Source organism: Candidatus Eremiobacterota bacterium, from assembly GCA_031082125.1.
Classification (GTDB): Bacteria; Vulcanimicrobiota; CADAWZ01; order CADAWZ01; family Ess09-12; genus Ess09-12.
Map to the genome: position 1 here is coordinate 21,950 of JAVHLM010000034.1, position 14,218 is coordinate 36,167.

A 14,218-nucleotide genomic window follows, 5' to 3' on the forward strand; every position below is an offset into this window, starting at 1 on the left:
TTTAATCCACATCCAGTCTACGAAATTTTAAGGACCATATCGTGTCAGGCGACTGCATCAAGGCTTCTCTCCCCTTGATGCCTGCAGGCGGTTATGACCGCGCCGAAGGCCGCAAAACCGAGAAGCCCGAACATCCACTGCGGATCGGGGTAGCAGTAAAGCACTACTCGCAGCCCGCTTCCCCATATGAAAAGCAAAAAGCATGTCAAGAGCAGGATCATCCATTGATTCAGCCGGTTCCCCTCCCCGAAGAGCACATACATACGCGGGAGAATCTTGACGAAGAGCACATACAGCCCCCCGGCGACGGCGAAAGATCCTGTGATGAAAACTATCCATGGGGAAAGTCCCAGCCCACGGTTGAAAATTCCCACATCGCCATGGCGGGCGAAAGCACGCATGGTGACGTAGGCGATAAGCTCCATATAATTGGCTATCACAAACCAGTAAAGGAGGTGGAAAAGCCACTTCCTGTTCCAGATCCCCTTCATCTGGAGCAGAATTAGGCCCAGTATCACAATGACTGTGTGGACGGCAAGCGGGATCCCCCCAATAAACGCCGCGGCAAGAAAATGGCCGGAGGAGAACAATCCGGAGTAATCCACCCCTTCATCCCACCCGGTGAGCATCAGGGGATTACCCCAGATGATGTCGCATGGACTTCGCATGAAGCCGAGGGCCCATGCGGCAGTGCTGTGAGCAAACTCATGCATGACCACTACAATGAATTGAAGCAGGATAAACGTGATTACGGTGATTCCCGTATATTTCACAGTCTTTCTTCTTTCCCTTTCCCATGGCCTGGAATGCGGGCTCCTGCACCTCGTGCTGCAGGCTTTTCCCTCTCACGCAGGCTTGCGCTGCAAGATTAATCAACAGTCAAAATCCGGCTGCCTCCGGCCTCTGCAGAACAGTATACAATGAATTTCCGGAAAAGTCTAAATTTCGGGTTTTCCCTCTGCGGGGAGGAAATGAGAGCAGGTATAATGGGCGTCAGCATGGAAAGGAGATCCCGATGGAAAAGAGAGACTACAAAAAGCTGCTCAAGCACCTCTACGGGCCCCCTGCAGGGAAAGTGGAAATTGTCGAGGTGCCGCCGATGAACTTCCTGATGATTGACGGCGAGGGCGATCCAAACACCGCGAAATCATTCGGCGATGCCATCGAAGCACTCTTTTCACTTTCCTACACGCTGAAATTCATGGTAAAAAAGGGAGCCACGGGCGTCGATTACGGAGTATTGCCGCTTGAAGCTCTGTGGTGGTCTCCTGACATGTCGGCATTCACGACGGGTAAAAAAGATGCCTGGAAATGGACCGCGATGATCATGCAGCCGGAATTCATCACCCCGGCAATGGTGAAAGAAGCTGCGGGAGAAGCGGGCAGCAAGAAAAAGCTGGCTTCCTTGCCACTGGTGAGGTTTGAGACATTCACGGAAGGGCATGCCGCGCAGATAATGCATATCGGGCCCTTCTCAGAAGAGGGACCAACCATAGAGAAGGTGCACCTGTTCATAGAAAAAAACGGCGGTCATAAGGTCGGCAGGCACCACGAGATATATCTGAGCGATATAAGGCGGGCGGCACCGGAAAAGTGGAAAACCATCATCCGCCAGCCAATGGCATGATCTCATCTGCGATATAAAGCACATGGATTCCGCTGCCCACGAGTCATTGACGGGGGCGCCCAATCACCTGATTCTTGAAAACCTGGAGAAGCTTGCGGGAAGGAGGGATGTATCCCTCTTGGCATCCCGAAGTATCAGTAGCTCGGCAGGGAATATACGCTTCACGGAACGCCGGGACCCTCTCAATCAAGGCACCAGGAGCTCAAGGATAATTGAAGCAGAGGGCATACGCGGCATCATCGAATAAAGCAGGAAGATGGTTTCATTTCAGGCAGCGCAAGGGATGAATGCTCTCATAAATCCCGGAAATCTTGCAGCAGTTCCAGTCTATTCTCTCGTCTCCCTGCCATGGGAGGAAGGCTCAATAGAGATAACGCTGGGCGTCATCAATGGTGATATAGGTCACGTCAGATCGTTTTCTCGTAACTCTTTTCCCTGCTTTTACCTCGAACAGCTCTTCTTTTCCCGCGACTTTTTTCACGATATCAATCTCCGCGCCATAGTCAGATCGAAAGAACCCGAGCTCATAGGGCTCCCCTGCATAATCGAGAGAACGGCTTATGCCCATGTAGACTGCATTTTCAAGCAGCTGACCCTTGTCCGCCCTCTGGTCTATGGGCGAAAAATCATTAATGAGGCAGTTCCGCATTCCCGGATCGGTAAAATAGACCTTTGTTCTCTTGGTGATTGACTCCCGCCTGTTGGTTGAAAGGGGATGAGCGCGGGTCACGAGGCCCATCTGCTCAAAGATCTCGATGAAATTGACCACGCTTGCCCGGGAAAGGCCCGTATTCTCCGCAAGCTCGTTGAAATTAACCAGCTGCCCGATCTGCAGCGCCAGGAGCCTGGCGAGATGGTACACCTGGGCAGGCTTGCGCACTGCCGAGAGCTCCAGTATGTCCCGGGAGAGCAGAGCATTGACCAGCCCGCGAAGATACCCGGCGTAGTCAGCTTCAGGAATGTTCTGAAGCTGGGGGAGTGAGCCGTAGACAAGAGTGCGCAAAAGCATCTGCTGGTTGAATTCATAATGAGTGAACTCACTGCCTGAATCAAAGGCCATATTCTGCTGAGTATCGATCTCTTTCAGCGAGAGGGGATAGAGCCTTATTTCCCTGAGGCGCCCTGCAAGGGAATCACCGACACCGGCGCGGATTTTCAATTCTGATGACCCCGTAAGAAGGAACGGCAGATTATAGGTATCATGCAGATGCTTGACAATGCCTGTTGCATCGGGGCTTTTCTGGATTTCATCGACCACGATGACATGGTCCTTGTATCTGCTGGCAAACAGGGCCAGGTTGTGCCTGTCCCTGCCCGTGAATTCGGCGATATCAGAGATGAGGTCGAAATTAAAGAACACCGAGGGCCTGTTGATGCACGCGGCTTTTGCCAGCGTCGATTTCCCCACCTGTCGAAGCCCCAGAATAAGAATGATCGGGGGGTTCCTTCGGTCTAACAGTGTGCCTATTTCATGTAAAACCTGCCTGTACATATATCAATTATACATTAATACCAGTGATAATGTCAAATAAAGCGTACATAAAGCGGGTTATATGCCCGTCCCTGTCTCACCGCCACCTCCCGATATCTCCGATTTCTGCATTCTGCTCCGTAACCACATTGCCACTTGAAGGGCCCTCCGGTGGAATCCGGAGCAGCCTGCGGAATTCAAGGCAAGAGCATCAGGCGCAAGCCGGCCGATCCTTTTGCCAGGTCTTCCCCCGAAAGGGCGAGCAGCTCCATGGCGGGAGATGAGCATGCACAATGCGCACGACAAAGTTTGCTTCAGAAAGGTATCTCTCGATTATCAGGCAAATATATTCATGGCTGACAGGCTCGTCTGCCAAGCCGGCCTATGAAGGCAGCAGGTAGCCTCCATTTTGCGGCTTCGTCAACAGTGGAGCCTGTCCCCATTAAATGTAAAGGAATAAGAGAGATGCTGATGAAGAAGTTTTGTGCTCTCCTCGTTCTGGCCCTGTTGCTGTCTCAAATCGCTGTCAATGCGCAGTCCGCGTCTGCGGGAAGCGCTCATCGCCTTATTGCAGAGCCCGATGACGGCCGCAATGCGCTGCTCTATATGCTTGACAATGCGAAGGAGACTATCACGCTGACGATTTATGAGATTGATGACCCGGAAATAAATGCCGCATTGATCCGCGCCGTCAAGCGCGGCGTGAAGGTGCAAATCCTCTATAACTACTATTCCTTCCTGTCAATGGGCCGCGAATACAGGCTGGAGCCTGTATTGAGTGCATTCAAGACTGCCGGTATCCAGCTTCGCAGGGCGCCCCAACAGTTCACGGTAACCCACCAGAAGACCTTCACCGTTGACGGGAAAACCTCTCTCGTGATGTCCTTCAACCTCCAGCCGAACTATTTCGGTGCCACCCGCGACTTCGCCATTATCACCACAGTTCCCGGTGAAGTCGGGGAGATTGCGCGCGTCTTCGAGGCGGACTGGAACGCCCGGGACATAGTGCCGGAGGTCTCGTCGCTGGTCTGGAGCCCCGTGAACTCAAGGCAGAAGCTGCTTGCCCTGATCGCCGGCGCCACGAAAACGCTTGATATCTACAACGAGGAAGCCGAGGACCGGGAGATCCTGCAGGCGTTGACCGATGCCGCGAAAAGGGGCGTGAAAGTGCGGTTCATCAGCGCTCAGCTTGGCGAGAGAGGCATTGACAGGAACCAGGAGGGACGGGATTTCCTGAACGCTCACGGCGTCACTGCAAAATGCGTGACCTCCCTCTATATCCATGCGAAAATGATACTGGCAGACTTCAGCACTCCCGCCGCACAGGCCTTCGTCGGATCGGAGAACTTCTCATGGACATCGCTCGACCGCAACCGCGAGCTGGGTGTCCTGGTCACCGAAGAAGAAATCCTGGAGCGCCTCCACGCTACTTTCGAAACAGACTGGGCAAAGCAGTGAGAATATCTCCCCTGGAGAGTCTTGGTGCTCAGAAAAGCCTGCCGGGGAGAGGCTGTTTCGTGAAGACCGCCGCCGAGAAATGACAGGATACTTTTGTTCCCCGGGGCCGCGGCGAAATTCATCGAATCTTCACATTCCCTTCATCAAGCCTTCACAGCCCTGGAATATAATGGCTTTAACAGATATCACAAAAGGAGCGGAAACAATGAAGAACAGATTGAGAGCCTCAGTGATGATGACGGTGATTCTCGCGGCGATGCTCGCAGCCACCTGCGCCGCTTTTGCCGACTATGGCTTCGGCCCCAGCACAAACAGCGGTCACGGCTTCGGCCAGAGCGACAATGGAGGCCAGAGGGCCCCATCCCGGGACACCGTGCCCGGCAACGGCTCCGGCGGCTCCTCCGGAAGCCAGGCTTCGCCTCTCACCGTCTCATTCCATGGAAGCATCGATTTCGTTGACGGCGCGACAGGGAACTGGAGCGCCTCTGCATCAGGCGGAAAGGCCCCTTACCGGTATCAATGGAATCTTGAGGGGGCAGGCACGATCAGCAGCTGCCAGACAGCGCAGCGCTCCTTTCAGACTGGAGGGCGCGGCGGGAGGGCCACCCTCACCGTGACCGTGTGGGATGCCGATGGACAGCGCGACAGCGTGAGCCGCCTGGTGGTCGTCAAGGCCAGGAATGGCCAGTACCCTTCCTCGGGCCAGCATGGGCTCTGAGAACAGACAGATTGTCTTCATGAGGGGAGCTGCCCCTGCACCCCTCCGCGAGATAGCCGCAGCGAGGAATTCACGGCGGAGAAATCGACAGGGACGGCACGAGAGGATGCATCCGTTCCAGATTTCTCCCGGCATGCCGGCTCCCGTTGAAAACCGCACAGAATTTACCATGATGCCGTCTCAATACTTTTTTCCGCCCGCTTACTTCATCTTGGGCAGGGTGATCCGGAATTTTTTCACCTTGCTGTATTCCATGCCGGGAAGCGAGGAGCTCTGATCATAAATATCGTCGTAGGGGAAGCCGTAGCACTTTTTGTCCTTGGCATACTTGTGGAGCACATCGGAGTAACTGTTGTAATAGCCGTTGTTGCCGTCGTTCTTCGTATAGTAGCTTGTGGTCGTGCCCCATGTGGAATACGAGGTGAAGATCCCGCGGTTCAGGGCGGCGGAGACTATTGCGTGGAGCTTGTCCTCGGCTTGATCGCCGGTGCCGTTTTTCAGGGGACCGCTCGCGCACTGGAATACCTCGAAACTCTTGGGCAGGGCGATGTTGTAGGTCTTATCGGGGCTGGAGCATTTGAACACGAGATTGGCGGCCGTCGAGCTGCTCTGTTTCTCGAAGGTGTAGCCGCCGTACACGATGGTGAGAGGATTGGTGCTGCCTGCGTAGTAGCTCCAGCCGCTCTTTATGGTATCATCCATATAGCTGTATGCCTTGTTGCTCGGGGAGGAAGAGAGCTCTTTGGGCGACAGGACCCGGTAGACCGTGGATCCTTCGCTCATGACGCCCTCGGTAAAGGCTGAGGGCATGGCCTGGAGCGCCGCGATGACATCGGTCCTGGGGCTGTCAAAGCCGGCGGCCCAGTAGTCCTTGTTGCCGCCGTAAGGGTCAGGCTCGGTGCGGTAGAGCTCCGCGAGAAGGCCCATGTTGTAGAAATCGACGCACGTCGTGTTGGGCCAGAACATGCCGTTGTCGCAGCTCGTCTCGATCCAGTCATAGAGGGTAGTCTTATTCTGATCGGTGGAGCTGCTGGGGTTGGGATGGCCAAGGCTTGAGCCGTCGCTCGACGTGACGAACTTGATAGCCTTGCTCACGGAGAAATAGGTCCTCGAGGACTGCGTGTTCGTGGTGGGCAGATTGAAGGTGTACCCCGACGTCTCGTCGGCGGCATTGGTGAGCGAGCTCAAGGGTATCGCGTACGTCGATTCCGCGACCGACGAGGTAAATGGCTTCATGGCGGCGGCATCATTGTCGTAATAGAAGTAGCAGCCCTGGCCGGTGACTGCATCATAGCCATGGCCGGTGACTGTCATGAAGACGCTCTTGTCCTCATAGCCTGAATTGTTGACAATGTTGATTTTCACCCCTGCAGAGTCCCTGGTGTACATCACGTAGTTGGTGAACTCGCCCTTTGCGGGGGTGATGCCGCTCACGGTATCGAAGCTCTGCCCCGCTTTTGAGGCCGTCATGGTGTAGGTGTCGGTGGGTGATGCCTTGTAGAAAAGGGCTTCTCCCGCTTCTGACGTCACGGTGGCGCTCCAGTCAACCTGCCCGGCCGCACTGATGTAACCGCGCGCGGTGTAGCCTGTTCCTCTTCCTTTGCCGCTCTGGAAGATATCGACTGACACGCCTGAGGTCCCGGCGCCCCTGGAGATCACCGCCGCAGTGCCGCTCCCCGCAGAATTCCTGGAGCCGCCCACGGGATATACCAGGGAGCTCACATAGGCCATCGTGGAATCATAGGGATGGTCAGCTCCCATCACGGCGGTCCATTCGTCCGTTTTCATGGTGCTCCAGTTCAGGACCGTGTCCGCTGCCACGGTGAAGTACGTGTTATCGGTGTAATACCCCTCTTTTGACGTGGTGAGCCGGTAGTCTCCCGCGGGGACGCCGCTGAAAGAATAGGCGCCCTGGGCATCGGTCACCGTGGTATACCGAGATGCTGTCGTGCCTGAAGTCGCCTCGAGGGTGCAGTTGATCCCCTCGAGTGGCGCCTGCGTGGCAGAACTGGTCATGATGCCGCTCACTTTGAATCCCGTTTCAGCGCCTCCCCAGTAATTCACTGAGTCTCCGGAGGTCGAGCCGCCGCAGCCCGCCAGGGTGAAGAGCAGGATGAGCCCTGCAGACAGGAGCAGTGTTGCCATTCTGTGTGACTGGTTGCGCATATAATCTCCTTGTGGGGGAATATCGGTGAATACCGCACTTCTGCAGAATCCAGTGGTTTTCACAATTCTTTCTTTATCCCCCTCTCCCCTTTCAACCGCCGGTTGATCCGATGATCCCGCGGTTTCGGGAGAGAGGAAGAGCCCTGCCGGGAGGTGAAGTTTTCATGGACTCCATGAAGGGGGTGATTTCCATCACAAGACGGCAGAGGTTCCGGTCCCTGGTGATAGCGCTGATGGTGCTGGTGAGCGCCGCCTGCGCAGGGTGCGCGGGAAAGGGCAGCGCCCGCGATGCCCAGGCCTCTTTCAGCGAAGGAGAAGCCCTTTTCAAGCAGGGTGACTACGACAGGGCCATTGCCTGCTTCTCAAAGGCCATAGAGAGAGATCCTCAGTATGGGGACGCATACCACTTCAGATCGGTCGCCTGGTACGTGAAAGGCGATTATGACAGGGCCATCGACGATTCCACCAAGGTCATAGGCCTCAATCCTCAGAACGCTGAGGCATACTGTAACAGGGGAAACGCCTATGACAGGAAAGGAGACTATGACAGGGCCATCGACGATTATAATAAAGCGCTGCAGATCAATCCATTTTATGCGCCGGCCTGCGGCAACAGGGGGAACGTGCTGATGAAGAAAGGCGACTGTGACGGGGCCATCGCCGACCTGGACAGCGCCATAACTCTCAATCCGAAGTACATGGAGGCATACTACAACAGGGGACTTGCCCACGAAAACAAAGGGAGCCATGACAATGCCATCGCGGATTTCAGCAGGGCCATAGAGCTCAATCCCCGGTTTGCAGAGGCATACTACAACAGGGGCATCGCCTTTGAAAAGAAAGGCGCCAGTGACAAAGCCATTGCCGATTACAGCAAATCAATAGAAATCAATCCCCGCCACATGGAATCATACCACAACAGGGGAAACACCTATGCAAAGAAGGGTGACCAGGCGAAAGCCATCGCCGATTTTGACAGGTCAATAGAAATCAATCCCCGCCAGGCGAAAGGGTATTTCAACAGGGGGCTTGCCTTTTTCAAGAAAGGAGAGCGCGACAAAGCCGTTGCCGACTACAGCAAGGCCATAGAGCTTGATCCCGCTTATGTAAACGCCTTCAAGAACAGGGCAGCGGCTTACTTTGTCTTGCATCAATACGATAAATGCTGGGACGACGTGCACAAGGTGGAGGGCCTGGGAAGCTCCATGGATAAGGAGTTCATGGGGGGCCTGAAAAAAGCCTCGGGGAGGGAGAAGTAGGAGGAACCCATGGCTTCACCGGACATTCCCGTCGGCACCGTCCTGAATCAGAAGTACAAGGTCCTCAGGTTCCTCGGCGAGGGGGGCATGAACAGGGTGTACCTCGTGGCGGACCCCGGGGGGAGGACCTTCGCGATGAAGGTGACAAGAGCCCCCTCCGAGACAGGCTCATCGCAGGGCGAGACGACGGAACAGTTTTACCGGGAGGTGGAGATCCTCACCAGGTTCCCCCATGAGTGCCTCCCTGCCCTTGAAGATTACTTCACCCTGGGCGGCGGGCTTTATCTCGTGGAGGAGCACATTGACGGAGTCTCCCTTGAAGAGTATGCCGCCACGTCCCTCTTCGGCGAGGACGAGGCCATCGCGCTTGCCCTCACGCTCTGCGACGTCCTCACGTTTCTTCACCGCCGCGGTATCATCTACCGCGATCTGAAGCCCGCCAACATCGTGGTCACCGCGGACCGCCGCCTCAAGCTCATCGACTTCGACATCGCCCGCTTCTACCGCCATGGAAAGACCGCTGACACCGTGGCCCTCGGGACCCCCGGCTACGCCGCGCCGGAGACCTACGGAAAGGCCCAGAGCAGCGCCCCGTCGGACATATACTCCCTGGGGGCCACGCTCCACCACCTTGTCACCGGCATCAACCCCCAGGACAGGCCCTTTCACTTCAGTCCGCCCGCCGGGGTGCGCGCAGATCTCACGCCGGCCTTCTCAGCCGTCATTGAGAAAGCCCTCAGCATGAACCCCCGGGACCGCTTCCCTTCGGCAGCCTCGATGAAGAAGGCGCTCATGAGGCTCCGCCCCGGGGGAGGCCGGGGAGCCCCTCTCTTTGAAGAGCTTCTCTCCCGGGTGGCCTCAGGGGCGTCACGCCTCGGAAAATGGGGCTCCAAAGCCTGTGTGAAATTTTTCTCTCCCTCTTGGATGGGCATTGAACTCCTCAAGGCCGTGCAGGATGGCGACCTCGCCAAGGCGAAGCGGCTCATCGACGAGGGGTACCCCGTGAACGAGGAAGGCAACAGCGCGACACGGCCTCTCCAAGAGGCCGTCAAGAGGGGAGACAGGCCCATGGTGGAGCTTCTCCTCAACAAGGGGACGCGTCTCGACCTCAGGGGAGCAGGGGGAATGACGCCGAGGGACCAGGCCTTCTTTTCCGGGAACCTCGAGCTCGAGAGGCTCCTGAAAAAGAGGGGGGGGCCTCTCCATGTCTATGATCCCTCGGGCATGATGAAAACGCACAAGGCGGCGGCGGAGGGAGACCGCGGGGCGCTCCTCAGGCTGGTCGGAGTGTTTAGGGAAGACCTTCTGAGGCAGGACGAACAGGGGCGGCTCCCCCTCCACTACGCGGTGATGAACGGTCATCGGGACCTGGTGAGTCTCCTCATGGGAGCGGAATTATGCTGGGAGAAACTGGGGGTAAGGGACCGCAACGGGCAGACCCCCCTTCACATGATCCGGGATCTCCCGATGGCCCGGGCCCTCCACTTGGCCTCTGGAAGCTCTTCCCCGGGACTGAACTTAAGGCCGGATGCCCTCAACATCGCGGACCGGGAGGGGAGGACCCCGCTCTCCAATGCCGTGGAGAGGGGCGACGTGAAGCTTGCGGAATTCTTTCTGGACCTGGGCGCCCGGGTCAACGACCTCACCAGGGAGAAAGAGAGCCTCCTTCACCTCGCCGTGAGGCAGGGCTCCCTGGAGATGGCTGAGCTCCTGATGAAGAAGGGCGTAAAGCTCAACCACAGAGACAAAAAGGCCCTCACGGCACTCATGATGGCTATCGAGACGGGCCGGTGGAAGATCGCTGAGCTTCTGCTGGAGAGGCGGGCAGGCGTGAACATTGAGGACGGCACGGGGAAGACTCCGCTGATGGCCTCCGCGGAGTGCGGCAACGCGCTCTTCGCCGAAAAGCTGATACACAAGGGAGCCGACGTGGGCCGCTGCGACCACTCGGGCATGACGGCCCTTCACTACGCGGCGGCAGCAGGCTCCACCCTGCTGGTGAAGCGCCTCCTGGTCCTGGGCGCCGACGCCGGCGCAGCCGATCACTTCGGGAGAACGCCCCTCATGGTCGCCCACGGGAGCGTGGCGCCGCTCTTTGGCGGGGAATGAGCAGGGGCCTCAGCGGCCGGTCAGCTCGTCGGCGAGCTTTCCCGCCCCGTAGACGGAGCGCAGCACTTCCACGATGGCGGCCATGCTCACGGCAATCGCGCGCTTTGTCCCGAAATCGTATATATAGCGCCCTGACAGGCCTTCCATGTTCCCGTCGAAGTTGAGGCCCACGATCTCGCCTTTCCTGTTTATCACCGCCGACCCCGAGTTGCCGCCCGTCGTGTCGCAGGTGCTGATGAAATTGAGCTGCGCCGGGAGCTTCAGCGCCTCGCGGCGGTCCAGGAAGGGCTGAGGGAGCGACCATTCGCTGCCGCAGCCGAGGAAGCTGAAATAACGGTCGTACATGCCGAAGAAAGTGGTGAAGGGAGGAGCGAGGGTGCCGTTGTAAGGATAGCCTTTCACGGTGCCGTACGCGAGCCTCAGCGTGCCCGTGCCGTCGGGATAGACGGTCTTGCCGTAGAGGGCGAAGCGCGCGCGGGCAATCAGCTCATGCTGGCGCTCCAGGGGCCCCGAGTACTGCTCCTCGCTCCACTTCATCATTTCGCGGCGCAGGGGGGCAAGCCGCCGGGCAAGGGCGATGAGGGTGTCGCCGCTTTCCGCCACGGCGGCGGCGCCGCCTTCAAAGAGGGCCTTCCTGGTCTCGGCCCTGTCAAGCGCCGTTCCCGCCATGAGCTCTGCGGCCCGCTCCGCGGTGGCCTTTCCGGAGAGGAGCGCGCTCACGTAGGGGTTGTCGGGCCCCATGTGCTCCCTCACTTCCGCCAGGTAATCGGCGAGCTGCGCCTGCTCCATGTCCCTGTACACCGGCGCCTGAGACAGCAGCTCGTCCCTGAGGCTGTCGAGCCTCGAGGTCCTGTAGGCCGCAAGTCTTTCGCCGTCAGGCTTTTCACGTTCCTCGGCGAGAAGCACGAGCTGGAGCGCCTGGGACAGGAGCCTGTTCTCCCTGAAGAGGTAATAGAGAGCATTGAAGCGCTCCCGGTACCTGGTCGTTATCCGCGCCACCTCTCCCCATGGATCGCCCGTCGCCTTCAGGAGCTCAGGCTTCCGCTCCAGCGCTTCCCTGAGGGCATTCTCCCCCTCCCGGAAAGAGGGGACGGTGCCGGCGGCAGTGATGCCGGCGTACTCTCCTTCGGCCCTCTTGAGGCTGTTCTCGATGGAATATTTCTGCGCAAAAGCCTGGCGGCGCTCCTCGGGCCCTCTCCGCGAGTACTCCTCGAGGACCTTGAGAGACCGCCGGAGGTGCGCGAGCGCCACGGGGTAATAGGCATCCTTCAGGAAGAGGACCTGCGAGACGGTGAGCTGCCGCGATGTCGTGCCGGGGTGGCCTATGGTGAAGATCAGCTCGCCGTCAGTGACTCCGCCCGCGTTGACGGTGAAGAAATGTTGCACCGCGGCGGGCCTTCCCTGGTCATAGACGCGGAATATGGCGAAATCAAGAGCATAGCGGGGATAGGTGAAGTTGTCATATCGGTCGCCGAAATGGGCCACCTGGTTTTCGGGCGAAAAGACCAGGCGCACGTCCTTGTAAGTTCTGTACGAATAGAGCCAGTACTCGCCGCCATGGTAGAGCGCCACGACCTCGCCCTTGCAGCCGGTCTTCTGGAAGTGCTCATGCTCCATCGCGGCGATCTCCTTTTTCCTTGCCGCCTGAGCCTCTTCCGGGCCGAGGCCCCGGGAGGCCTTTACCAGCCGGTCAGTGACCTCTTCAAGGCCGGCGAGCACGCGGAGCTCCACATCGGGGCATGGCAGCTCCCTGTCGGGTGTGGGGGCATGGAAGCCGTTTTTGACATAGTCATGCTCCGGGGTGGAGATCTTCTGGATATCGGCCCGCACCACATGGTGATTGGTGAGGACAAGGCCCGTGGCGCTGATGAAGGAGCCTGATCCACCCTTGAACCTGACGCTCGAGAGGCGGGCATGGTCAGTCCATTCCCCGGACGGCTCAAAACCGTAAGCTTTTTTAAGGGCGCCCCGCGGGAGGCTGTCGAAGGTCCACATGCCCTCCTCGGCGGAGGTGGCAAAGGGCTGCACTGCAGTGACAAGGACAGCGGCGATGAGGAGAGAGAGCACCAGGTTTTTCATTTCGTCTTGTGACCTCCTTGTTGCCGCCGCCACCTCAGAGGGGCTCGGCAGGCAAGTTTTTCCAGGGCCTCTTTTTTTGCGGAACTCCCGTCCAATTCCTTCTTCGCATGCAGGGGAGAAGCACTTGACGGCCTTCGGCAGGATCGGGGAGGCGGCGACATGGACAAGGTGCAGGAGCTTGTCGGCAAAAATCCCACGCTGGTAAAAGAGGCGGTGAGCCCCTTGGGCTGGACTCCCCTCCGGGTCGCGGGGCGGCAGCAGTTCTCCGATATGATCAAGGTGCTCAGGGCCCTGGGGGGACAGTAAGGGAGTCTGTCCATCTCTTCTGGAGAATCAGGACCGTGATGTCGTCGGACTGCTCGGCCCCGCAGGCATGGGCTTCAACTTCCGAGAAGACCTTCCCGGCCATTTCCTTTGCAGGGAGGCTCCTCTGCTTTTCCAGGAGCTCAAGGAGCCTCTTCGTAGAGAACAGCTCACCGGCACTGTTCAGAGCCTCGGTGACGCCGTCGGTATAAAGGCAGACAGATTCATCGGGCTGCAGTATCATGCAGGACTTCTCGAACAGGGCATCCTGCTCCAGTCCCAGGCAGGTGCAGCGCGCGCCGTCAAGAAGACCCGGGGCACCCTCCTTCGGGATAACTGCCGGCGGGTTGTGCCCCCCGTTGGTGTAGGTCATGCTGCCGGTCCTTGTGTTGAACAGGGCGCAGAACACCGTGACAAACATGCAGGAGTCGTTGTCGATGCAGAGCTCTTCGTTGGCTTTTCTTAAAATCTCGTCCGTGGCGAGCCTCTCAAGAGCCAGCGTCCTGATGAGGGTCACCGTCCTGCTCATGAGAAGGGCCGCGGGAACTCCTTTCCCCGCGACATCGCCTATGGCAAAGAGGAAGGACTCATCATCGACAAAGAAAAAGGTGTAAAAGTCCCCTCCCACTTCCCTGGCAGGCCTCACAAGGGCATGGAGATCGAAGCCGTGGCCGTCGAGGAGGGGGGCAAAGTTTTTCGGCATGATGCTCATCTGGATATCGTGAGCCACTTTCAGCTCGCTTTCAATCCTGGCTTTTCCGGCCGCGGTCTCTGCAAGCTCAAGGGCGATGAGATTCTTCTGCCGCTCCTCTTCAAGAATCTCGTATATCAGGCGCCTCGTGACATTGGACAGCGTGCCGACAAGGCAGGCAGGCGCAGGCAGACCGGCCGATCCCTGGGCGGCAAGCTCTCTCTGGGGCCCTATGACTACCGGCTTGAAGGCTCAAGGGAGAAGAGCATCCCTGTCGAATAGCTCCCTTCCCGGCACACGGGGCAGCTCACCCGGTTTTTCAGAAGGGGGGCCCGGG

General features: G+C 58.1%; 12 protein-coding genes. 7 read left to right on the forward strand and 5 right to left on the reverse strand.

What is annotated here, in order from left to right; translation table 11 throughout:
• Nucleotides 1-44: 44 nt before the first annotated feature.
• Complete coding sequence (locus tag RDV48_26655; GenBank protein ID MDQ7826412.1) at nt 45-773, reverse strand: hypothetical protein; 729 nt, start codon at nt 771-773, stop codon at nt 45-47.
• Nucleotides 774-1,015: 242 nt separating this feature from the next.
• Here RDV48_26655 and RDV48_26660 point away from each other — a divergent pair, with 242 nt between their 5' ends.
• The gene (locus RDV48_26660; protein MDQ7826413.1) at nt 1,016-1,627 is read left to right on the forward strand and encodes a GyrI-like domain-containing protein; all 612 of its coding nucleotides are present in this window, start codon (nt 1,016-1,018) and stop codon (nt 1,625-1,627) included.
• 361 nt (nt 1,628-1,988) lie between these two features.
• Here the strand turns inward: RDV48_26660 and RDV48_26665 are convergent, their stop codons facing one another.
• A complete protein-coding gene (locus RDV48_26665) occupies nt 1,989-3,119 on the reverse strand; it encodes an ATP-binding protein (protein ID MDQ7826414.1) in 1,131 nt (376 codons plus the stop codon).
• A gap of 450 nt (nt 3,120-3,569) precedes the next feature.
• Between RDV48_26665 and RDV48_26670 the strand changes: the two genes are divergently transcribed.
• Nucleotides 3,570-4,556 (forward strand): phospholipase D-like domain-containing protein, encoded by a 987-nt coding sequence (locus RDV48_26670; protein MDQ7826415.1) that lies wholly within the window; start codon nt 3,570-3,572, stop codon nt 4,554-4,556.
• A 205-nt stretch (nt 4,557-4,761) separates the two neighbouring features.
• Nucleotides 4,762-5,274 carry a PKD domain-containing protein gene (locus tag RDV48_26675; protein MDQ7826416.1) on the forward strand — a complete coding sequence of 171 codons (513 nt, stop codon included), beginning with the start codon at nt 4,762-4,764 and terminating at the stop codon, nt 5,272-5,274.
• A 201-nt stretch (nt 5,275-5,475) separates the two neighbouring features.
• On the opposite strand, the gene RDV48_26680 is transcribed toward RDV48_26675, so the two are convergent.
• The gene (locus tag RDV48_26680) at nt 5,476-7,440 is read right to left on the reverse strand and encodes a beta-1,3-glucanase family protein (GenBank protein ID MDQ7826417.1); all 1,965 of its coding nucleotides are present in this window, start codon (nt 7,438-7,440) and stop codon (nt 5,476-5,478) included.
• Nucleotides 7,441-7,604: 164 nt separating this feature from the next.
• Between RDV48_26680 and RDV48_26685 the strand changes: the two genes are divergently transcribed.
• On the forward strand, nt 7,605-8,699 hold the full coding sequence (locus RDV48_26685) for a tetratricopeptide repeat protein (GenBank protein MDQ7826418.1): 1,095 nt from the start codon (nt 7,605-7,607) through the stop codon (nt 8,697-8,699).
• 9 nt (nt 8,700-8,708) lie between these two features.
• Nucleotides 8,709-10,808, forward strand: coding sequence for an ankyrin repeat domain-containing protein (locus RDV48_26690; protein ID MDQ7826419.1), 2,100 nt, complete (start codon nt 8,709-8,711; stop codon nt 10,806-10,808).
• A gap of 9 nt (nt 10,809-10,817) precedes the next feature.
• Here RDV48_26690 and RDV48_26695 read toward each other — a convergent pair whose 3' ends face one another.
• Nucleotides 10,818-12,887, reverse strand: a complete 2,070-nt coding sequence (locus tag RDV48_26695) for a S46 family peptidase (GenBank protein ID MDQ7826420.1) — start codon at nt 12,885-12,887, stop codon at nt 10,818-10,820.
• Nucleotides 12,888-13,046: 159 nt separating this feature from the next.
• On the opposite strand from RDV48_26695, the gene RDV48_26700 reads away from it, so the two are divergent.
• Complete coding sequence (locus RDV48_26700; GenBank protein MDQ7826421.1) at nt 13,047-13,193, forward strand: hypothetical protein; 147 nt, start codon at nt 13,047-13,049, stop codon at nt 13,191-13,193.
• On the opposite strand, the gene RDV48_26705 is transcribed toward RDV48_26700, so the two are convergent.
• Complete coding sequence (locus tag RDV48_26705; GenBank protein MDQ7826422.1) at nt 13,171-13,893, reverse strand: PP2C family protein-serine/threonine phosphatase; 723 nt, start codon at nt 13,891-13,893, stop codon at nt 13,171-13,173. The genes RDV48_26700 and RDV48_26705 overlap by 23 nt on opposite strands.
• Nucleotides 13,894-13,911: 18 nt before the next feature.
• Here RDV48_26705 and RDV48_26710 point away from each other — a divergent pair, with 18 nt between their 5' ends.
• Nucleotides 13,912-14,163, forward strand: coding sequence for a hypothetical protein (locus RDV48_26710; GenBank protein ID MDQ7826423.1), 252 nt, complete (start codon nt 13,912-13,914; stop codon nt 14,161-14,163).
• Nucleotides 14,164-14,218: the final 55 nt, after the last annotated feature.

Excerpts from the sequence above, each read along its gene's own strand:
- RDV48_26660 (MDQ7826413.1), top strand. The coding sequence starts at position 1,016 with ATGGAAAAGAGAGACTACAAAAAGCTGCTCAAGCACCTCTACGGGCCC.
- RDV48_26680 (MDQ7826417.1), bottom strand. The coding sequence starts at position 7,440 with ATGCGCAACCAGTCACACAGAATGGCAACACTGCTCCTGTCTGCAGGG.
- RDV48_26670 (MDQ7826415.1), top strand. The coding sequence starts at position 3,570 with ATGAAGAAGTTTTGTGCTCTCCTCGTTCTGGCCCTGTTGCTGTCTCAA.
- RDV48_26690 (MDQ7826419.1), top strand. The coding sequence starts at position 8,709 with ATGGCTTCACCGGACATTCCCGTCGGCACCGTCCTGAATCAGAAGTAC.
- RDV48_26700 (MDQ7826421.1), top strand. The coding sequence starts at position 13,047 with ATGGACAAGGTGCAGGAGCTTGTCGGCAAAAATCCCACGCTGGTAAAA.
- RDV48_26665 (MDQ7826414.1), bottom strand. The coding sequence starts at position 3,119 with ATGTACAGGCAGGTTTTACATGAAATAGGCACACTGTTAGACCGAAGG.
- RDV48_26695 (MDQ7826420.1), bottom strand. The coding sequence starts at position 12,887 with ATGAAAAACCTGGTGCTCTCTCTCCTCATCGCCGCTGTCCTTGTCACT.
- RDV48_26705 (MDQ7826422.1), bottom strand. The coding sequence starts at position 13,893 with ATGCCGAAAAACTTTGCCCCCCTCCTCGACGGCCACGGCTTCGATCTC.
- RDV48_26675 (MDQ7826416.1), top strand. The coding sequence starts at position 4,762 with ATGAAGAACAGATTGAGAGCCTCAGTGATGATGACGGTGATTCTCGCG.
- RDV48_26685 (MDQ7826418.1), top strand. The coding sequence starts at position 7,605 with ATGGACTCCATGAAGGGGGTGATTTCCATCACAAGACGGCAGAGGTTC.